Origin of the sequence: Streptomyces sp. NPDC047880, assembly GCF_040706515.1 — a bacterium.
Classification (GTDB): domain Bacteria; phylum Actinomycetota; class Actinomycetes; order Streptomycetales; family Streptomycetaceae; genus Streptomyces.
In genome coordinates, this window is record NZ_JBEZOK010000005.1 from 63,624 (window position 1) to 82,217 (window position 18,594).

Annotated in this window: 19 protein-coding genes and 1 pseudogene; 14 read left to right on the forward strand and 6 right to left on the reverse strand. The window is 71.0% G+C overall.

Features of this window, described 5'->3' with window-relative positions:
* Positions 1–57: 57 nt before the first annotated feature.
* Genes AB0937_RS09980 through AB0937_RS09990 form a run of 3 tightly spaced genes read left to right on the forward strand, consistent with a single transcriptional unit; the run spans position 58 to position 2,063 of the window.
* Positions 58–633, forward strand: coding sequence for an FABP family protein (locus AB0937_RS09980; protein ID WP_366710745.1), 576 nt, complete (start codon positions 58–60; stop codon positions 631–633).
* Positions 634–649: 16 nt separating this feature from the next.
* Positions 650–1,087 carry a transcriptional repressor gene (locus tag AB0937_RS09985; protein WP_366710747.1) on the forward strand — a complete coding sequence of 146 codons (438 nt, stop codon included), beginning with the start codon at positions 650–652 and terminating at the stop codon, positions 1,085–1,087.
* A gap of 10 nt (positions 1,088–1,097) precedes the next feature.
* Positions 1,098–2,063, forward strand: a complete 966-nt coding sequence (locus AB0937_RS09990; RefSeq protein ID WP_366710749.1) for a folate-binding protein — start codon at positions 1,098–1,100, stop codon at positions 2,061–2,063.
* 19 nt (positions 2,064–2,082) lie between these two features.
* On the opposite strand, the gene dtd is transcribed toward AB0937_RS09990, so the two are convergent.
* Positions 2,083–2,508: a D-aminoacyl-tRNA deacylase gene (gene dtd / locus AB0937_RS09995; RefSeq protein WP_030242984.1), complete on the reverse strand. Its 426-nt coding sequence runs from the start codon at positions 2,506–2,508 to the stop codon at positions 2,083–2,085.
* A gap of 211 nt (positions 2,509–2,719) precedes the next feature.
* Here dtd and AB0937_RS10000 point away from each other — a divergent pair, with 211 nt between their 5' ends.
* The 3 genes from AB0937_RS10000 to AB0937_RS10010 all read left to right on the forward strand — a co-directional run bounded on the left by AB0937_RS10000 (position 2,720) and on the right by AB0937_RS10010 (position 5,895).
* Positions 2,720–3,352 carry an aerial mycelium formation protein gene (locus AB0937_RS10000; RefSeq protein ID WP_366710751.1) on the forward strand — a complete coding sequence of 211 codons (633 nt, stop codon included), beginning with the start codon at positions 2,720–2,722 and terminating at the stop codon, positions 3,350–3,352.
* 78 nt (positions 3,353–3,430) lie between these two features.
* On the forward strand, positions 3,431–4,696 hold the full coding sequence (locus tag AB0937_RS10005; protein WP_366710753.1) for a GNAT family N-acetyltransferase: 1,266 nt from the start codon (positions 3,431–3,433) through the stop codon (positions 4,694–4,696).
* 269 nt (positions 4,697–4,965) lie between these two features.
* Positions 4,966–5,895, forward strand: a complete 930-nt coding sequence (locus tag AB0937_RS10010; RefSeq protein WP_366710754.1) for a winged helix-turn-helix domain-containing protein — start codon at positions 4,966–4,968, stop codon at positions 5,893–5,895.
* Between the two features lie 36 nt (positions 5,896–5,931).
* Here AB0937_RS10010 and AB0937_RS10015 read toward each other — a convergent pair whose 3' ends face one another.
* Positions 5,932–6,120, reverse strand: coding sequence for a hypothetical protein (locus tag AB0937_RS10015; protein ID WP_031143363.1), 189 nt, complete (start codon positions 6,118–6,120; stop codon positions 5,932–5,934).
* A 147-nt stretch (positions 6,121–6,267) separates the two neighbouring features.
* Here AB0937_RS10015 and AB0937_RS10020 point away from each other — a divergent pair, with 147 nt between their 5' ends.
* From AB0937_RS10020 to AB0937_RS10030, 3 genes and pseudogenes are all read left to right on the forward strand, one after another.
* Positions 6,268–7,158 carry a winged helix-turn-helix domain-containing protein gene (locus tag AB0937_RS10020; protein WP_366710756.1) on the forward strand — a complete coding sequence of 297 codons (891 nt, stop codon included), beginning with the start codon at positions 6,268–6,270 and terminating at the stop codon, positions 7,156–7,158.
* Positions 7,159–7,187: 29 nt separating this feature from the next.
* The gene (locus AB0937_RS10025; protein WP_366710757.1) at positions 7,188–7,910 is read left to right on the forward strand and encodes an HAD-IA family hydrolase; all 723 of its coding nucleotides are present in this window, start codon (positions 7,188–7,190) and stop codon (positions 7,908–7,910) included.
* Positions 7,911–7,978: 68 nt separating this feature from the next.
* Positions 7,979–8,200: pseudogene (locus AB0937_RS10030) on the forward strand (hypothetical protein); the annotation flags it as partial.
* Here AB0937_RS10030 and AB0937_RS10035 read toward each other — a convergent pair.
* From AB0937_RS10035 to AB0937_RS10045, 3 genes are all read right to left on the reverse strand, one after another.
* Positions 8,175–8,846 carry a TetR/AcrR family transcriptional regulator gene (locus AB0937_RS10035; protein ID WP_366710758.1) on the reverse strand — a complete coding sequence of 224 codons (672 nt, stop codon included), beginning with the start codon at positions 8,844–8,846 and terminating at the stop codon, positions 8,175–8,177. The pseudogene AB0937_RS10030 and the gene AB0937_RS10035 sit on opposite strands and share 26 nt — an antisense overlap.
* A gap of 63 nt (positions 8,847–8,909) precedes the next feature.
* Positions 8,910–10,136, reverse strand: coding sequence for an MFS transporter (locus AB0937_RS10040; RefSeq protein WP_366710759.1), 1,227 nt, complete (start codon positions 10,134–10,136; stop codon positions 8,910–8,912).
* A gap of 386 nt (positions 10,137–10,522) precedes the next feature.
* Positions 10,523–10,945: a MerR family transcriptional regulator gene (locus AB0937_RS10045; protein ID WP_366710760.1), complete on the reverse strand. Its 423-nt coding sequence runs from the start codon at positions 10,943–10,945 to the stop codon at positions 10,523–10,525.
* 47 nt (positions 10,946–10,992) lie between these two features.
* On the opposite strand from AB0937_RS10045, the gene AB0937_RS10050 reads away from it, so the two are divergent.
* A complete protein-coding gene (locus tag AB0937_RS10050) occupies positions 10,993–11,793 on the forward strand; it encodes an MBL fold metallo-hydrolase (RefSeq protein WP_366710761.1) in 801 nt (266 codons plus the stop codon).
* A gap of 394 nt (positions 11,794–12,187) precedes the next feature.
* On the opposite strand, the gene AB0937_RS10055 is transcribed toward AB0937_RS10050, so the two are convergent.
* Entirely contained in the window at positions 12,188–12,370 is a 183-nt protein-coding gene (locus AB0937_RS10055) for a hypothetical protein (protein WP_366710762.1), read from the reverse strand.
* A 181-nt stretch (positions 12,371–12,551) separates the two neighbouring features.
* Between AB0937_RS10055 and AB0937_RS10060 the strand changes: the two genes are divergently transcribed.
* From AB0937_RS10060 to AB0937_RS10075, 4 genes are all read left to right on the forward strand, one after another.
* Entirely contained in the window at positions 12,552–13,412 is an 861-nt protein-coding gene (locus tag AB0937_RS10060; protein ID WP_366710763.1) for a GntR family transcriptional regulator, read from the forward strand.
* Positions 13,413–13,742: 330 nt separating this feature from the next.
* Positions 13,743–15,860, forward strand: a complete 2,118-nt coding sequence (locus AB0937_RS10065) for an aminoglycoside phosphotransferase family protein (protein ID WP_366711089.1) — start codon at positions 13,743–13,745, stop codon at positions 15,858–15,860.
* 26 nt (positions 15,861–15,886) lie between these two features.
* Positions 15,887–16,522, forward strand: a complete 636-nt coding sequence (locus AB0937_RS10070; RefSeq protein ID WP_366710764.1) for a TetR family transcriptional regulator — start codon at positions 15,887–15,889, stop codon at positions 16,520–16,522.
* A gap of 40 nt (positions 16,523–16,562) precedes the next feature.
* Positions 16,563–18,581, forward strand: a complete 2,019-nt coding sequence (locus tag AB0937_RS10075; protein ID WP_366710766.1) for an AAA family ATPase — start codon at positions 16,563–16,565, stop codon at positions 18,579–18,581.
* Positions 18,582–18,594 lie beyond the last annotated feature (13 nt).

The following is an 18,594-nucleotide window of genomic DNA, read 5'->3' on the forward strand; positions in this document are numbered from 1 at the left end:
ACTGACCGTGAAGAAGCTGTACCAGGGCCAGCGCTGACCCACGTCTAGGAAGTTCACATGATCGAGATCCCGTCCGACCTCCACAAGGACCTCGTCCCGCTCGCCTTCCTGCTCGGCACCTGGGCGGGCGCCGGTGTGCACGACTTCCCCGGCTCCGAGAAGTGCAATTTCGGGCAGGAGGTCGCCTTCACCCACGACGGCCGGGACTTCCTGGAGTACCAGTCCCACAGCTGGGTGCTGGACAAGGACGGCAACAAGGTCCGCCCCCTGGAGTCCGAGCACGGCTTCTGGCGGATCGACGCCGACCGCAAGGTCGAGGTGACGATGACCCGCGACGACGGCGTCATCGAGATCTGGTACGGCGAGCTGGCCGACAAGAAGCCCCAGATCGACCTCGTCACGGACGCGGTGGCCCGCACGGCCGCCTCACAGCCCTACACCGGCGGCAAGCGCCTGTACGGCTACGTCAAGAGCGACCTGATGTGGGTCGGCGAGAAGCAGACCCCCGAGGTCGAGCTGCGCCCCTACATGTCCGCCCACCTGAAGAAGGTCGTCACCCCGGAGGAGGTCGAGCGCTGGGCCAAGGCCCTGCCCGACGACATGCCGGACGACGGCATCGCCTTCTTCAAGTAGTCCTAGACTCTTGGGTGTGGTGAGCACCGACTGGAAGAGCGATCTGCGGCAGCGCGGCTACCGGCTGACCCCGCAGCGGCAACTCGTGCTCGAAGCCGTGGACGCCCTTGAGCACGCGACCCCCGACGACATCCTCGTGGAAGTGAGGAGGACGGCGTCGGGGGTCAACATTTCGACGGTGTACCGGACGCTGGAGCTCCTGGAGGAGCTCGGCCTGGTCAGTCACGCGCATCTGGGGCACGGGGCGCCGACGTACCACCTCGCGGACCGGCACCATCACATCCACCTGGTGTGCCGGGACTGCCAGAACGTCATCGAGGCGGACGTCTCGGTGGCCGCCGAGTTCACGGCCAAGCTGCGGGAGACCTTCGGCTTCGACACCGACCTGAAGCACTTCGCGATCTTCGGCCGGTGCAAGGACTGCACGCTCAAGGCTTCAACTACCGAGTCGTAGGCTTACGGATATGAAGAGCCCCCTGCTGACCCTGCCCGGCGCCGTCCCCGCCGAGGGCGTGGACGAAGGTGTCGCCGCCCACTACGGCGACCTGTTCCGTGAGCAGCGTTCCCTGGCCGACGGCACCGGTTTCGTGGACCTCTCGCACCGGGGGGTCGTCACCGTCACCGGCGAGGACCGGCTGGCCTGGCTGCACCTGCTGCTCACCCAGCACGTCAGCGACCTCCCGGCGGGCCGGGCGACCGAGGCGCTGATCCTCTCCGCGAACGGTCACATCGAGCACGCCCTGTACCTCGTCGACGACGGTGCGACGGTCTGGGCCCATGTGGAGCCGGGCACCCAGGAGGCGCTGATCGCGTACCTGGAGTCGATGAAGTTCTTCTACCGGGTCGAGGTCGCCGACCGGACGGCCGACATCGCCGTCGTGCACCTCCCGGCCGGTTCCATCGCCGAGGTGCCGGACGGCGTCGTCGTACGGGAGACCCCGCACGGCCGGGACCTGTTCCTGCCGCGCGCCGATCTGGAGTCGTACGCCGGGCACGCCGGGCCGCCCGCCGGGCTCCTCGCCTACGAGGCGCTGCGCGTGGAACAGCACCGGCCCCGGCTCGGCTTCGAGACCGACCACCGCACCATCCCGCACGAGCTGGGCTGGATCGGCTCGGCGGTGCACCTGCAGAAGGGCTGCTACCGGGGGCAGGAGACGGTCGCCCGGGTGCAGAACCTGGGCAAGCCGCCGCGCCGGCTGGTCTTCCTGCACCTCGACGGCAGCGAGGTCCACCTGCCCGCGGCCGGGACGGAGCTCCGGCTCGCGGACGACGGCCCCGACGGCCGCAAGGTCGGCTTCATCACGACGTCGGCCCGCCACCACGAGCTCGGCCCGGTCGCCCTCGCGCTGGTGAAGCGGAACGTGGCGGTGGACGCCCCGCTGATGGCCGGCGACACCGCCGCGGCCCAGGAAGTCGTCGTCGAGCCGTAGGACTTGTAGATCTTTCGGGTCAGATTTCGATCTGCACCGTGAACGGGCCGTCGTTCGTCAGCGATACCCTCATCGCCGCGCCGAAGCGGCCCGTGGCCACCGTCGCACCCAGGGAGCGCAGCTGGGCGACGACCTCGTCGACGAGGGGCTCGGCCACGTCGCCGGGCGCGGCGGCGTTCCAGGTGGGGCGCCGGCCCTTGCGCGCGTCGCCGTAGAGCGTGAACTGGCTGATCACCAGGAGCGGTGCGTCGATGTCGCTGCACGACTTCTCGTCGTGCAGCATGCGGATCGACCAGAGCTTGCGGGCCAGCTGGGCCGCCTTCTCCTTGGTGTCCTCGTGGGTGACGCCGACGAGGACGCACAGCCCCTCGCCCTCGATCGCACCCACGGTCTCGCCGTCCACGACGACGCTCGCGCCGTCCACCCTCTGCACCACTGCTCGCATACGTCCATCATGCAGGGCGGTGACATCGGCGCCCCGCGCGGTCGGCGGATGGCCCGAAAGGGTGGTTTGCGCGGACGCCAACAGCCCCTGCACGGCCGTATTTTGCCGCTATACCGCCCAACTGGGGTCTATCGGGGGCACTCGTTCCCATAGCGGCCACTTGGGGTGGCACGATGCTTGCACACACCGGTCGAGGGGACGGTTGAGGCACATGAGCACATCAAGCACCGGACAGCAGCAGGCGGCTGTCCGGTCGACGTACACGGGGGTGGGCGCGTCGGAGTACCACCGGCCGCCCACACAGCGCACGGACAGCCCGCGGCTGCCCTCGGACAGCTCCGCGCCCGAGCTGCCCGCGCTGAGCCTGCCCGAGCTGCGCACGCTGCGCCGCGAGGCCCAGCGCGACGAGGCGGACCTCAGCTATCTGCGGCGGCTGCTCCAGGGGCGGATCGACATCCTGCGCGCGGAGGTGGCCCGGCGCACCCCGGCGGGAGCGGCCTCCGCCGCCGTGCCGGAGGAGACGTCGGTGGTGGAGCGGCTGGCGGAGATCCTGCGGGACGGCCCGGTCCGGCACCGCTCCTCGGCCCGCCACGTCACCCTGGGCACCCCGCAGGGCGAGGAGTGCCGGCAGCTGGCCGCGGAGATGCTCGCCGAGGTCGAGCTGTCCGACCTGGGCGCGCGCACGGACCTGGAGCTGGACACGGCGATGGGGCGGCTGGAGCGTCACGAGCAGCAGGTGTCCCGGCGCCGCCGGCGCCTCCAGCGCACGGCCGACGAGTGCAGTGCCGAGATCGCGCGCCGCTACCGCGAGGGGGAGGCGCAGGTCGACGACCTGCTGGTGTGAGCCGCTCGGGGCCCGGGGGAGGGCCGGCGGCCCGGATATTCGGACGACACCGGCCGGCCCTCCGCCTAGCGTGAATCCATGACCTCCGTGCCCCGTGCCGACGACATCGAGATACGCCCGATCGCCGAAGCCGAGTTCGCCGCATGGCTGCGTGCCGTGAACACCGGCTTCCTGCGGGCGCCGGCCCCCTCCGAGGAGGAGATCGAGGGCCGGCGGCGCGGGCGGTTCATCGAAGGCCGCTACCTCGGAGCCTTCGACCACGGCAGGTGTGTGGCGACGTTCCGCTCCTTCGGCCAGGAGCTCACGGCCGTCGGCGGGGCCGTCGTCCCGGCCGACGCCATCTCGGGCGTCACGGTCACCGCCACCCACCGCCGCCGTGGACTGCTCAGCCGCATGATGGCGCGGGACCTGGCGGCCGCGAAGGACCGCGGGGACGTCGTCGCGACGCTGATCGCCGCGGAGTACCCGATCTACGGCCGGTACGGCTTCGGGCCGGCGACCTCGATGGCGGAGTGGACGGTCGATGTGCCGCGCACGGGCCTCGACGCCCGGTGGGCGGGACCGGCGGACGGCGGCCGGATCGACCTGGTGGAGGGCGAGGACGTCCGCAAGCTCGGACCCGAGCTGCACGAGCGGCTGCGCCGAGGCCGGCCCGGCGCCATCGACCGCGACGAGTTCTGGTGGAAGGCGAACACCGGCGCCCAGCGCTGGGACCCGACGTGGAAGCCGTCCTTCTTCGCCGTGTACCGCTCGGCGTCCGGCGAGGTCGAGGGCATGGCCGCCTACGAGGTGGACGACAACTGGGGTGAGGCCAAGCAGCCGTTGAACACGGCGACCGTGCGGTGGCTGATCGGCACGACACCGGCCGCGGAACGCGCGCTGTGGGAGTACCTGTGCTCCATCGACTGGGTGGTGCGGGTGAAGAGCGGCTGGCGGGCGCCCGACGACCTGCTCCCGCACCTCTTCCCCGACCCGAGGGCGGCCCGGATCACCACGCTCGCCGACTGGCTGTGGGTGCGCATCCTGGACGTCGAGCGGGCGCTTCAGGCGCGGACGTACGAGGGTCAGGGGACGCTGGTGCTGGAGGTCGCCGGCGTGGACGGGCTGACCGGCGGGCGGTACCGGCTGGAGGCCTCGCCCGAGGGTGCGTCCTGCACGCCCACCACGCAGAGCGCGGAACTCGCACTGGGGCTGGGAGAGTTGGCGGCGCTGTGGCTCGGGGACGAGTCGGCGGTGCGGCTGGCGGCGCTGGGACGGGTGCGTGAGGAACGAGTGGGCGCCGCCCGGAAGGCCGACGCCCTGCTGCGTACGTCCAGGCGGCCGTGGTGCCCGGACATGTTCTGAGCCGCTCCCTCCTGCCGGTGTGCCGGTGGTGGCCGCTGGTGTGCTGGCACCCGCATCCGTAGCGAGCTGTTCTGTTGTGTTGTCGTGCGGCCGTGCCGGCCGGGCGGGACTCCCGGCTCCCCTCCGGAAGGGAGTCCTCTGGCGGGTGGCCAACCGCCTTGAGGGTGTGACCATGTTCCTCAGGTTGGCCACCAACTTCACCGTACTTATCTCCGCCTGGAAGCGGCTCATAACCACCTTCCGCTGAACTGCCCAAAGATGGCGGGAAGTTGTACCGTGCCGGTGTGGACCCGGAAGCGGACCCGGAAGACGACTCCGTCCCAGGACGGAAGAGGTCAGGACGGCCACGGAGAACCCATCACGAGGTGGCCGAGGAGCTGCGTGCCCGGATCAGGTCGGGGGCGCTGCGCCCGGGTGAGCGCATGCCCACCCAGGCCCAGCTGGCACACGAGTTCGGGGTCGAGCGCGGTGCCGTGCGGCAGGCGCTGCGGATCCTGCAGTCCGAGCGGCTGCTCACCAACGTGTCCAAGGGCAGCCCGGCGACCGTCGCGTCCGACCCCGCCGGTGCGCTGACCGGCCCACAAGCGCTGCCGCGGCCCACGACGGTTGCCCTCGCTCCGCGGATAGCCAAGGCGTTCGCGGCGGAGCACGTCGAGATCGACGCCGTGTGCCTGACGTCCGTCTCGCTCACGCTCGCCATCGGCGAGCCGCTGCGGCAGATCCACGCCGGGCGGCTGAAACCGGCCAAGGTCGACGTCCGGGTGCTGCTGCCGAGCCGGGACATCGACCTGGCCTTCCCGGTGCCGGTCGAGGGGCGTGGCGACGACTGGGTGCACGAACGGTGGCTGGCGATGCGCAACGCCCAGGGGCAGGTCCTCCAGCACAACCTGCTGGCCCTGCGCGCCACGCACGGCATCGACGTGCACGTCACGTTCCGGGCGCTGCCCTTCACCCCGCCGGTGAAGCTGTACCTGCTCAACGGCACGGAGGCGCTGTTCGCGTACTACACGCTGACGCGCCGGGAGGCCGAGACCGACCGCGAGCAGCCGGCGCTGTACGACGCCCAGGGCACCCGGTCCATGCTGTTCGCCTTCCGGCAGGGCGCGGGGCTGCGTGACACGACGTTCGTGGAGCAGTCGCACCTGTGGTTCAACGCATTGTGGGAGACGATCAGTTCGGAGCTGGTGCTCACGGGCTGACGTCTCCCACGGGTCGTTCCGGGGTGGTGCGGTGACTCATCGGGCGGGCCCCGTCATCAGCAGTGCGAGCACGACCGCTCCGGCGGAGCTGACGGCCGGGCTCTTGGCCTTGACGCCCACCGTGAGGAGGATCAGGCCGACGATGCCGGCCGGACCGTACTTCCACTGGACGAGCTGCTCGAAGGCGACGACGAAGGCGGCGGAGAGGAGAGCGAGGGCGGGCATCGGTGTTCCCCCTTCGGAAGTCCGGAAGCAAAACTTCCGCCAACTCCGAGAAGTTGGCAACCAACTCTGATTAAGTTGTCCCCACTTGGCCCCTAGTCATAAACAACTTTCAAACAACTCCCGCCAGATAAATCAGAGTTGTAGCGTTTGGTCGTGACCCAGGAGAGTGTGGCGGAGAACGTGGCAGTCAACGGCAGCAAGAGGTCATCGCCCCAGGAGATCGCCGACAGCCTGCGGGAACGCATCCGAGCCGGTGAGCTCAAGCCGGGAGACCGCCTGCCCACCCAGGCGGAACTCGCGGAGCAGTTCGGTGTCGAGCGCGGCACGGTCCGCCAGGCCCTCCGGGTCCTCCAGGAGGACGGTCTCCTCACCAACGTCAGCAAGGGCAGCCCCCCGCGCATCGCGGCCCCGGCCCCCGCCCGGGGCGAGCCCCAGCCGACCATGGTGGGCCTGGCCCCGCGCCTGGTGGAGGCGTTCTCGGCGCGAGCCGTGCGTGCCGACGTCGTCTGCCACACCGCCGAGACGCTGATGGTCGCCCTCGGCGAGCCGCTGCGCCTGATCCACGAGGGCCGCATCCGCCCCGAGTCGATCGACGTCCGCATCCTGGTCCCGTCCCGCGACATCGAACTCGCCTTCCCCGTTCCGGTCGATTCCCACGGCGAGGACGACTCCGTCCACCAGCGCTGGCTGGCCATGCGCAACGCCCAGGGCCAGGTCCTGCAGCACAACCTGCTCGCGCTGCGCTCCACCCACGGCATGGACGTCCGGGTCCGCTTCCGGGCACTGCCGTTCACCCCGCCGGTGAAGCTGTACCTCCTCAACGCGGAAGAGGCCCTGATGGGCTACTACATGCTGACCAGGCGCGAGGAGGAGTGGGGGAGCCGGACGCTGGACATGTACGACGTCCTGGGCTCGAAGTCCCTGCTGTTCTCCTTCGCCCGGCGGGCCGGCCGGCGGGACGCGGCGTTCGTGGAGGAATCCCAGAAGTGGTTCGACGCCCTCTGGGAAACCATCACGACCGACCTGACACTCTCCTAGTGACTCCTGATACGGCGCAGACTGGTGCGGTGACAATCGAGACCGAGAACGATCCGTACGAACTCCGCGATCTGACCGGACGCGCGCGCGTCGTGCTCTGGGACTTCGACGGGCCCATCTGCCGCCTGTTCGCCGGGCATTCGGCGGAGCAGGTGGCGAGCGACCTGGTCTCCTGGCTGGAGAGCCGGGGCCTGCACGGCCTGCTCACCGAGACCGAGCGGGAGTCCCTCGACCCGCACGTGGTGCTGCGCGCCGTGGACCGCCGCCACCCCGGCAGCGACCTCGTCGCCGAGCTGGAGGAACGTCTCACCCAGGAGGAGCTGCGCGCCGCGTCCTCGGCCTGGCCGACCGCGTACGCCGACCCGCTGATCCGCACCTGGGCCGCCGTGGGCTCGCGCCTGGCCATCACCACGAACAACTCGCCCCGGGTGGTCCGCAAGTACCTCGCGGGGCGCGGCCTCGCCGACTGCTTCGCCCCGCACATCTACGGCCGGACCCGGGAACTGCACCACCTGAAGCCGCATCCGCACTGTCTGAACCGGGCGCTGAACGCGATGGGGGTGGCGCCGGGCGATGCCCTGATGATCGGTGACACGCCGTCCGACCGCGAGGCGGCCGAGGGGGCCGGGGTGCCCTTCCTGGGGTACGCGCGCAACGGAAGGAAGGCCAAGCTCCTGAAGGCCGCCGGGGCCGACGTGGTCCTGGACTCCCTGGAGCCGCTGCTGCGCCTGCTGCGCCTGCGCCGGTCCTAGGTGTGCCGCCCGGAGAGGCTGGTGACGCGGCTGGCTGGTGTGCGGCCGCTGATTCCGGTGTGGGGTCGCGCTTGCGCCGCTGGCCGGCAGACGGCACCGGGGACCGGCTCCTGGCCCACGGCCAGCAGCACTGCGACGCTGTCGGCACAGCCGACCGGATCGTCGTCGCCGTGGACTCGGCCACGGTGCGCGGACTGATCGCCGCGTGCGAGTGGCCCCCCGACGACACGCGTCGGGGGGCCACTGCCGCAGGTCGGTCCGAGGTCAGGGGTTCCGGGGCGACGGCTCGCGGGCGAGCGCGAGGACGAGACGGGACGTCGTCTCCACCAGTTCCTTGTCGATGGGGGAACCGGAGACCAGGACCCGGTGGTACAGCGGACCGAGCAGCAGATCCACGAGGTGGTCGAGGGCGCGGTCGTCGAGGGCCAGGTCCTGGTCGCGGGCGAGGAGATCTCGCAGGCCTGCAATGTCGCGCTCCCGCTGCTCCTTCAGGAACCCGGCCCGCAGCGACGCGGCCGTCTCGCTGTCCAGATGGGCGTGGCCCAGGAGGGCCAGCAGCACCTGGCCGGCGGGCTCCTCGAAGAAGTCGGCCACTCGCTGCAGGTGGGAGGTGAGGGTCTCCTCGACGCCGCGACTTTCGTCCGCGCGCCACTCCAGGGCCTCGCGGGCGTCGTCCGTGAGGGTGTCGAGGAGGATGTCGACCTTCGACTTCCACCAGCGGTAGATCGTCTGCTTGGCCACCCCCGCGCGCTGGGCGATGCCCTCGATGGTCAGGGCGGCGAACCCCCGCTCGACCAGGAGGTCGTCCGCGGCGTGCAGCACCGCGAGCCGGACGCTCTCGCTGCGGCGTGGGCCGGTTCGGCTGACGACCGTGGTCTTCTCGCAGGCCGGTGGTGGTTTCCGCGTGGCGCTGATGGTTCCGTCAACCCTTCGCATCGTGTCCGTCGCTGTGATTCTGGCACAGCGACTCCGCCATGAAACGGTTCACGGCAGGCCCGCTCAGGCGGCCTTCCGGCCGGTCCGCACCAGGCTGAGCAGGACGCCGAGGGAGAGCGCGGCGACCACCGCGCTGAACGTCTCGCCGGCCGGGCGCAGGCTGGTCTCGCGGATCAGGACGCCCACACCGATCGCGGGCACCGCCAGCATCGAGTACAGGATGGCGAAGAAGGTGGAGACCGAGGCGCCCCGGTGCTGGGGGGCGCTGCGCGTGGTGATGCCGCCGATGCCGTGACCGACGGCGATGCCCGTCGCCAGTCCGTTGACGGCGGCGCCGACGAGCAGAGGAGCCAGGGTGCGGGTGGCCATCGCGGCGGCGATCAGACCGGCCGCGGCGATCAGGCCCAGGCACGAGGCGGGCAGGGCGGTGGCGGGCTTGAGGGTGCGGACGAGGAGCTGGCCGAGGGCGGTGCAGGCGAAGGCGATGAAGACCACGAGTCCGGTGAGGGCGTGGCTGGACTCGTGCAGCACCGTCCCCAGGAACAGGCCCGTCACGGCGGTCAGGACGCCGAGCACGGCGAAGCCCGCGCCCGCCGCCATCGCGGAGCGCAGGAAGTCCGAGCGGATCTCGGCGGGGACGTGCAGCGGCTGGACCTGCAGCGAGAAACCGGAACGGTGGGCGGAGCTCTCCCCGTTCACGAGGACACCGAGCGTGCCGATGGTGGCGAGGATGAGCATGACGACCCAGGGGGTGCGCAGCGGGGAGGGCGCGAGGTCCGCCAGGATCCCCGCGATCAGCGTGCCGCAGGCGAGGCCGCCCATGTTCGCGAATAACGCGAGGGTGGCGGGCTTGATGCGGCTGTGCTGCCCGAGCCGCTCGGTGAGGGAGGCGGTGGCGGCGCCGGTCACCAGGGCCGCGGAGAAGCCGGACACGACGCGGGCGACGAGCATCGCGGCGACGCTGTGGGCCAGCAGGAACACCACCGCGGCGATCACGGACAGCAGGGTGGCCGCGACCAGGACGGGACGGCGTCCCACCTGGTCCGAGAGCCGGCCGAAGACCAGCAGCCCGAGGACGACGCCGAGCGCGTAGACGGCGAAGACGACGGTCACGGTGAACGGTGTGAAGCCGAACTCCTCGCCGTACAGCGGGTAGAGCGGGGTGGGCGCGGTGGTGCCCGCCATGGTGATCCAGAAGGCGAAGGCCACGCCGAACACGGCGAGGCCGCCGCCGCGTGCCCTCTCTGGAGCGCCGGTCCGGTCGGCGGCGCGGACGGTCGAGTTCCCCACTGAAGTGGCCTCTCGTGAGCGGTTGAGTGCGGAAAGGCGCGGCGCATGCCGAGACTTACCGTTGCGTCTAATCTAGAGACTAGACGAGTCGTCGCGTCTATCCAATGGCGCGGCGATGGCCAGGGGGCGGTGAGCCGACAGGGCGCGGGCACGGCGGCCCGGATCACACCTCGCGGGTGCTGTCTCAACGAAGTCAGTCGTTCACATAGCACTGACCTGGGGGGGACTGGATCGGGTGAGACACATGGACTCGGTTCCTTGAAGGCAGACCGGTCGGCTGTGACGCCCCGCCAGGACCCGGCACCTGTGCCACGCAGGTGTCGAGTCAGACGTCTGACCGCAAAGCCGGACGTGGTGCCGACTCCTCCGCTGCTCGGCGATCATGACTAGAAGGAGCCGCCTGGGCCAGGTGCCGGTGCGGACACATTGCCGACGGCCTGCTTGAAGCCGGGACAGTCAACGATCAGCTCGTAGTCGCAGACCGCGGCGTGCCGGAGGCTGTCGCGGAGCCGCTTGAGCTGGCCGATCTGCTCGTCCAGGTCGCGGGCCTTGGCGGCCATGCGGACGCGCAGGTCCGCGTCGGACGGCCGCGCCACGAGGAACCGGCCAATCTCAGCAACCGAAAATCCGGCGCTGCGCGCGCATGTGATCAGCCCCAGGCGTTCCAGCACGTCCGGATGGTAGGTGCGGCGAAGGCCGTTGCGGCCCGCGGGGGCGATCAAGCCCTTCTTCTCGTAGAACCGCAGGGCTGAGGGCGTCAGACCGGAGCGCCGTGCGACCTCGGCTATGTCCAGCATCGCTTCATCCATCGAAGTCCCTTGACTTGAACCGCAGTTTAAGTTGCAGCCTAGTCGCCATGAAGATCCATCACTTGAACTGCGGATCGGTCCGGACGATCGAAGCCACCTACGACGGCCCACAGCCCACACCTGCCGTGAATCACTGCCTGCTGGTCGAGACCGACGCCGACGGCTTGGTCCTGGTCGAGACCGGACTGGGCCTCGGCAACGTCCGGGATCCGGGCGGCACGCTCGGCACCGAGTGGGTCGAGATGGCACAGCCCGCGCTCGACGAGGAGGAGACGGCCATCCGGCAGGTCGTCAGGCTCGGCCATGCACCATCCGACGTGCGCCATATCATCGTGACCCACCTGGATGTGGACCACAGCGGGGGCCTTCCCGACTTCCCCGGCGCCCAGGTCCACGTGATGGCCGCCGAACTCGCCGTGGCGCGCGCCGAGGCGCCCAGCTTCCGCTACCGCCCGGCCCACTGGGCACACGAGCCCGAATGGGTCACCTACGATCACGAGCTTGGCGAGCAGTGGTTCGGCTTCACCGCGTTGGAGCCGAAGGGACTGCCACCGGAGATCAAACTCATCCCCCTCGGGGGTCACACCGTCGGCCACACCGGGGTCGCCGTGCTGAATGACGATCGGTGGCTCCTCCACTGCGGCGACGCCTACTACTACCACCGGGAAGTCGGCGAATTGAAGGAACCACACCCGCTGCTGGACATCGTCCAGACGCACGCACAGGCGCACCGCGACCTGCGGCTCGGAACTCAGGCCAGACTGCGCGAACTGGTCCGTGACCATGGTGACCAGGTCGAGATCTTCTCCGCGCACGACCCCTGGGAGCTGGCCCGCTACCGCACCTGAGATTTTCGTGATGGTGTCACGCCGCGGCCTGGACGACCCCGCGAAGCCGTCGAGCAGACCAGGCCGGCAGCGCAAACAAGCCGCGCCAACCCGAGGAATCGAAGTCCAGCAGCACCAACCGATCCTGCTACCACCACGACTCATGGCCGACGTGCTGGCACTGTTCGGGTCGTAGGCGCCAGTACCAGCCCGGAAGTGCCGCCCACCGCGCGACCAGCCAATCGACCAAGCCGTGCACGAGCTACGCCAGCCGGTACAGCCATTCCGAATGCCAGCACACTCAGCCGTGACTGGGTTCGCCGAGACAGAAGCCCGAACGACTCGGTTCGTTGAGAAAACGACTCGATCGAGTGAGACAGGACATCGCGGGTGCTGTCCCGCCTGCCCCGCGGCACTAGCACCGGGCCAGTAACAGACCCAGAAGGACGGTGGCGATGATCAGGCAGGTCGGGTTCCGGGTGCGCAGGCCGGCTCCGAGGAGGAACAGGCAGAGCACGCCGGACGGGCCGTAGCGGGTCTCGATCACGCGCTCGAAGGTCAAGCCGAAGAGTGCGGACAGCAGTTGTGCGAGTTTCATGGCGCCCCCAGAACCACCCCGGAACCACTTCCCGATGAGCGATCAACTTGCAGTCAAATTGGACTGGTTGCCGCGAAGTGGTTCTGCCCTGGGCTGCTGATCCCTTAACCAGCAACCAAGTTGACTGCCCCAGTTGACCGAAGGCGGTTTGACCACTTGGGGGAGGAGGTACGGTCGCGGTGTGAGTGAGGGGCACACCGGCGAAGGCGGCGGCAGATCATTCGAGCGCGTCGCGGGCGAGTTGCGGGCGCGGCTGGCCAGCGGCCGCTACCCGCTGCACTCGCGCCTGCCGTCACAGCGCGAGCTGGCCCATGAGTTCAACGTCTCCCGGGACACCGTGCAGCGGGTCCTCGCGGAGCTGAAGAGCGAGCGCTGGATCGAATCCCGTCAGGGGAGCGGCTCCCGGGTGATCAAGTCCCAGCGGATCCATTCGCCGACGAGCAGTCAACGGCTCGGCCCGCTCATCAGCGCGGCGTTCGAGCAGAAGGAAGTCACGCTGGACGTCTACACGTTGACGTCCGAGTCGCTGGATGTCCACATCCGGCTGCAGGCCGAGCGGATCCGCTCCGGCGAGATCGCGCCCGAGCGCATCGTCCTGCGCATACTCCTGCCGTCGGAGTCGCTGGAGCTGCCCTATCCACGAGCCCTCGACGCCGCCGACGCCCCCCGCCTGAGGGACCGCTTCCGGACCATCACCCGGCGGAGCACCGAGTCCCTGATCCACGTGCTGAGGGACCTGAAGGCGGCGGCACTGGTTCCGTCCGTGGAGCTCCACATCCGGCACGCGCCCCTGACGCCGACCTTCAAGCTGTACGTGATCAACGGGGCCGAGGTGCTGCACGGCCTTTACCAGATCGTCGAGCGGGATCTGGTCCTGGACAGCGGGGAGCAGTTGCGGGCCCTCGACGTCCTGGGCCTCGGTGCCACGCTGACGCACCACGTGCAGGACGGCGATCCGGACTCGGCCGGCACCGTCTTCGTGGACACCATGTGCAAGTGGTACGGCTCCGTGTGGGACCTGTTGTCCGAGGGGCCCGAGTAGCGGAAAAGGCCCTACGGCGACAGGAGGGGGCCGGGGGGCGGCCGGGTGTAGCATTCCGGCACCGTGCAGCGATTGAGTCAAACGCTCGTCCACGTTCGTATGGGAAGGGGCCGACCGGCCGCCATCGAACAAGCTCGCGCACGCTCATGCGGATGAGTGGCAAACCACCCGTGATGGCGCACTCCGCCGTGCGGGGCACCGACCGCGAACCTACCGTTTGCCTGACCGTCCCCCCTTCTCGTACTTCCGGAGCGGCCCGTGGGCGCACCCTCTCCTTCCCGACCTCTTCTCGGGGAGCGCGCCTCGCACGACGCCACCTGCCGGGCCTTCGTGCAACGGGCCGCCGAGCTGGGTGTGGCGACCAGCGGCCACCACAACCGGAACTACGTCCTTCCACTCACGGAGGGCATGGCCCGCCTGGTCGGGCGTGAGGCGGGGACGTCGGTGACGGTCCGGATCCGGCGTCCGGACGCGCTGCCCGTCGTCATCCGGACGTGGGAGGACGAGGCGGAGATCCTCGGCGCGGTCCGGGGGGTCCTGCCGCACGCGCCGGAATGTCTGGTCAAGGGCGAGGACTTCGCCGTCCACAGCTTTGTGGAGGGCGTACCGCTGTCCAGCGTCTGCGCCAACGGCAAGCCCGTCGACACCCTGCTCATCCGGGCCCTGGCCGGTCTGCTCGCCCAGATGGCACACGTACGGCGGGGTGCGCTGCCCGCCCTGCCGTCCGGCTGGCCCCGCAACGACACGGACAGCCAGGGTTTCCTCCAGACGCTGGTCCACTTGGCCGACCGGCAGATCAGGCAGCCCAACTGGGCTGCTTTCGGTGGGCTGTTCGCGGCGCTCGGCATCCCGGAGGACGCGCTTGCCGGGCTGGCCGGGCGGGTGCCCGCGATGGCCCGGCGGCCGTACAGCCTGCTCCACGCCGACCTGCACCGCGACAACGTGATCGTGTCGTACGCGAGCGACCCGCCCCTGATCTGCGTCGACTGGGAGCTCGCCACCTACGGCGACCCGCTGCACGACCTCGCGACGCACCTCGTGCGGATGCGGTACCCGGCGCACCAGTGGGCCGAAGTGGTCGATGCCTGGGGCGAGGCCATGCAGCAGGTCCGTCCGGCCGCGGTCAGCGGTCTGGCGCGGGATCTGCGGCACTATCTGGCGTTCGAGCGGGCGCAGTCCGTCTTCCCGGACGTGATGAGGGCCGCCCGGTCGCTGGAGGAATCGTTCACGCAGACGAGCCTGGACGAGGCGACGGCCGAGGTGCGCCGGGCCCTGGAGGCGGCGGCGGAACCGCTGCGGCTCGTCGGTGTGCCGCGGGAGGGCGAGATCCGGCGGGCCCTGTTCCGGTGGCTGGTGTCGCGGATGAACGGGGACATCAGCGGCCGGGCGTGGATCGCGGAGGCGTTCGAGTGGCGGCCCGACCGGCGGGTGCCCGAGCGCTCCGACTTCCCCTCCGCTGCGGTCCGGGAGGCTCTGCTGGCGGAGGGGGCCGCGCCCGCGGGCCGGGTGTTCAAGGGCACCGCGCACCTGAACACCGTGGTGGCGGTGCCGGGCTTCGGCTCGCCCGTGGTCGTACGGCGGAAGCTGCCCGACGTGTGCCGCCGGGAGCGCGGCTTCCTCAGCGAGCACGCCGTGCTGCGTGCGATCGAGGAGTCGTCCGCCCGGGTGGCGGCGCCGCGGGTGCTCGCCCTGGGCGAGACCTACCAGAGCGACACCATCGCCCTTCACACCTACGGCGGGCCGCGGGACGTCGACCGGCCCCCCAGCCACCCGGTCCACGGTCTGCTGCCGCACGAGGCGGACGGCCTGGTGGACCAGCTGTGCGCCCTGACGCAGGTCAGGTACGAGCAGGTCGACCCGCTCGCCGGCCAGGGCGCGTTCCACGACTGGCTGCGGGAACAGCTGATCTCCCTGGTACGGGACCTGCCGAAGGCGTCCGGGCAGCTGGCGCGGCACCTCGGGCTGCCCGACCCGGACCGGTTGCAGCTGATCCTCTCCCGGCACGGCGTGAGTGACCGGGAGCCCGCGCTCCTGCACGGCGACCTGAACCCCTGGAACCTCGTACGCCGTGACGACGATCTGGCGCTGACCATCATCGACTGGGAGATGGCCGTCGTCGGCGACCCCCTCTACGACCTCGTCCGGCACATGCACCTCACGCCGACCCGGCCGGAGATCAGGGAGCGCATGTTCCGCCGCTGGGAGCGCCTGCTGCCCGCCGCGTACACCCGCGACTGGCGCAAGGACTGGCGGGTGTACCGCCGGCTGGAGATCGTGCGCTCCGCCTACGTCGACCTGGACCGCATCGTGACGGGCGCGAGCCTGGACGCGCCCAACGTCCGGCGGGCGGTGGACTCCTACGCGGTGACGCTGGCCGTCGCGACGGGTTCGCTCGGCCTTCCGGTGCGCTCCACGGCCAACCCGTACCTCGCCCGCGCCCTGGCCTGACCCCGCCGCTGCGTAGGCTCCCCGGTATGACCAAGCCGGGCCTGCGTGAGCGCAAGAAGCAGCGGATGTACGAGACCGTGTCGGACATCGCCGTGCGGCTCTTCCTGGAGAAGGGGTTCGACGCGGTGTCCGTCGCGGAGGTCGCGGCGGCGGCCGACATCTCGAAGCCGACGCTGTTCCGGTACTTCCCGGCCAAGGAGGATCTGGTGCTGTACCGGATCGCCGACCACGAGGGGGAGGCGGCCCGGGTGGTGGCGGAGGCCGGGACGGCGCCCGTGGACGCGCTGCGGCGGCACTTCGTGGACGGGCTGGAGCGGGGAGACCCGGTGACCGGGCTCAACGACCATCCCGAGGTGCTGGCCTTCCACACCCTGCTCTACGGGACGCCCTCCCTGGTGGCCCGGGCACACGCGCATCAGGAGCGTTCGGAGGCGGCGCTCGCCGAGGTGCTCGGAGGTGACCTGGACGCGCGGCTGGCCGCCGGGCAGATCATGGCCGTGCTGCGGGTGCTGGCGCTGGAGAACTGGCGGCGGATCGCCGCGGGGGAGCGGGCGGCCGACGTGCGGCCGGACGCGGTGGCGGCCGCGGAGCGGGCCTTCGGCCGGCTCGCCGCCGTGCTGCCTTCCGGCCCCTGGCCCGGCCCCCTGGGTGAGACTCGGTAATTTATTTAACTCGGTTAGATTTTCGCGTACGCTCGGGGGAATGACCTCCACCGAGCCCTCCCTCCAGCACGCCCTCGACCAGGAACGCGCCCACCACGAGCGCTGCCGGACCGCTCTCGCCGCGATGGTGGAGGGCGCCGGTGAACAGGTCGTCACCGGCGAGGACGTGTCCGCATCCGGGGCCGACGCCGAAGTCCTCGGATACCGGCTGCGCAGCCGGGCGAAGGCGCTGCGGGAACTGCCCGAGGGGCCGCTGTTCTTCGGAGCCCTGGAGAGCGGGGACGGGCCGTTGCACATCGGACGGCTGCGGATCTCGGAGCACCCGGCCGAACCGCCCCTCGTCGTCGACTGGCGTGCGCCCGTCTCACGCGCCTTCTACCAGGCGTCGGCCCGTGACCCGCAGGGCGTGGCGGTGCGCAGGCGCTTCGGGTGGGCGCCCGGCAGCCGGGGCGACCGGGGGGATCTCACCGGCCTGGAGGACGAGCACCTGGAGCAGGGGGAGACCCGCGACAGCGAGATCGTCGCCCGGGAGATCGAACGGCCCCGGGTCGGGCCCATGCGGGACATCGCCGCGACGATCCAGCCCGAACAGGACGACCTCGTACGGGGGGACCTGGCGGTGTCGGTGTGCGTGCAGGGCGCGCCCGGCACCGGCAAGACCGCCGTCGGGCTGCACCGGGCGGCCTATCTGCTCTACACCCACCCCCAGCGCATCCGGCGCGGTGGTCTGCTGATCCTCGGACCCAACCGCACCTTCCTGTCGTACATCGCCGAGGTGCTGCCGGCCCTCGGCGAGACCGGCGTGCGGCAGTCGACCCTGGGCGAGGAGATCGCCCGCTGCCCGGTCCGGGGCGCCGACGACGATCCGGCCGCGGTCGTGAAGCACGACGCCCGGATGGCCGAGGTGCTGCGGCGGGCGCTGTACGCGCGGGTGCGCGCCGACGGCGGCGGCGCGTCGCTCACCGTGCCGGACGGGTCGTACCGGTGGCGGGTCCCGGCGGGGGAGCTGGCGGAGATCGTGGCACGGGTGCGGGAGGAGGAACCGCCGTACGGGGTCGGGCGGGAGCGGGTGCGGGCGCGGATCGTGCGGTGTCTGCGCGAGCAGGCCGAGCGGCGGGCCGGGCCGCCCCCGAACGCCTGGGTGCGGCGGATCGAGCGGGCACGGCCGGTGTCGGCGTACGTCGACACCGTGTGGCCGCGGGTGCGGCCCGAGGAGGTCGTGGCCGGGCTGCTCGGCGACGAGGAGGCGCTGGCGGCGGCCGCCGAGGGGCTCCTCGACACCGGTGAGCAGCGGGCGCTGCTGTGGCGGCGGCCGCCCAGGTCCTGGAAGTCGGCGCGCTGGTCGGCCGCCGATCTCGTGCTGCTCGACGAAGTGGCGGGGCTGATCGAGCACCCGGAGGGGTACGGGCACGTCGTCGTCGACGAGGCGCAGGACCTGTCCCCGATGGAATGCCGGGCGATCGCCCGCAGGGCCCGCTTCGGTTCGCTGACGGTGCTCGGTGACCTGGCGCAGGGGACGACACCGTGGGCGGCCCGGTCGTGGCGCACGGCTCTCGCACACCTGGGGAAACCCGACGCGGCCGTGGTCGCCCTGACCACGGGGTTCCGGGTGCCGCAGGCCGTCGTCGGGCTCGCCAACCGGCTGCTGGAGCGCCTCGACGTGGACGTGCCGGCGGCCCGTTCGCTGCGCTCGGACGGCGAGTTGAAGCTGCGCGAGACGACCGAGGACGGCGTGCCCGGGGCGGTCGTGGCGGCCGTACGGGACGCGCTGGGCCGGGAGGGCTCGGTGGGGGTCGTCGCGGCCGACGCGGACGTTCCCCGGCTGCGGGCGGCACTGGACGCGGCCGGGATCGAGGCGGCGGGCCCCGACGAACTCGGCGCGCGGGTCGCCCTGGTGCCGGCGAGCGTGGTCAAGGGCCTGGAGTACGACCAGGTCGTGGCCGTCGAGCCGGCCGCGATCGCCGAGGCGGAGGCACGGGGGCTGCACCGGCTGTACGTGGTGCTGACCAGGGCGGTCTCCCGGCTCGAGGTGGTACGGGGGAGGCCACTGCCCTTCTAGGGGAGGGTGGTTG

Coding starts and splice junctions, on each gene's coding strand:
- AB0937_RS09980 (WP_366710745.1), top strand. CDS start 58: ATGATCGAGATCCCGTCCGACCTCCACAAGGACCTCGTCCCGCTCGCC.
- AB0937_RS09990 (WP_366710749.1), top strand. CDS start 1,098: ATGAAGAGCCCCCTGCTGACCCTGCCCGGCGCCGTCCCCGCCGAGGGC.
- dtd (WP_030242984.1), bottom strand. CDS start 2,508: ATGCGAGCAGTGGTGCAGAGGGTGGACGGCGCGAGCGTCGTCGTGGAC.
- AB0937_RS10000 (WP_366710751.1), top strand. CDS start 2,720: ATGAGCACATCAAGCACCGGACAGCAGCAGGCGGCTGTCCGGTCGACG.
- AB0937_RS10005 (WP_366710753.1), top strand. CDS start 3,431: ATGACCTCCGTGCCCCGTGCCGACGACATCGAGATACGCCCGATCGCC.
- AB0937_RS10015 (WP_031143363.1), bottom strand. CDS start 6,120: ATGCCCGCCCTCGCTCTCCTCTCCGCCGCCTTCGTCGTCGCCTTCGAG.
- AB0937_RS10035 (WP_366710758.1), bottom strand. CDS start 8,846: ATGCGAAGGGTTGACGGAACCATCAGCGCCACGCGGAAACCACCACCG.
- AB0937_RS10045 (WP_366710760.1), bottom strand. CDS start 10,945: ATGGATGAAGCGATGCTGGACATAGCCGAGGTCGCACGGCGCTCCGGT.
- AB0937_RS10050 (WP_366710761.1), top strand. CDS start 10,993: ATGAAGATCCATCACTTGAACTGCGGATCGGTCCGGACGATCGAAGCC.
- AB0937_RS10055 (WP_366710762.1), bottom strand. CDS start 12,370: ATGAAACTCGCACAACTGCTGTCCGCACTCTTCGGCTTGACCTTCGAG.
- AB0937_RS10070 (WP_366710764.1), top strand. CDS start 15,887: ATGACCAAGCCGGGCCTGCGTGAGCGCAAGAAGCAGCGGATGTACGAG.
- AB0937_RS10075 (WP_366710766.1), top strand. CDS start 16,563: ATGACCTCCACCGAGCCCTCCCTCCAGCACGCCCTCGACCAGGAACGC.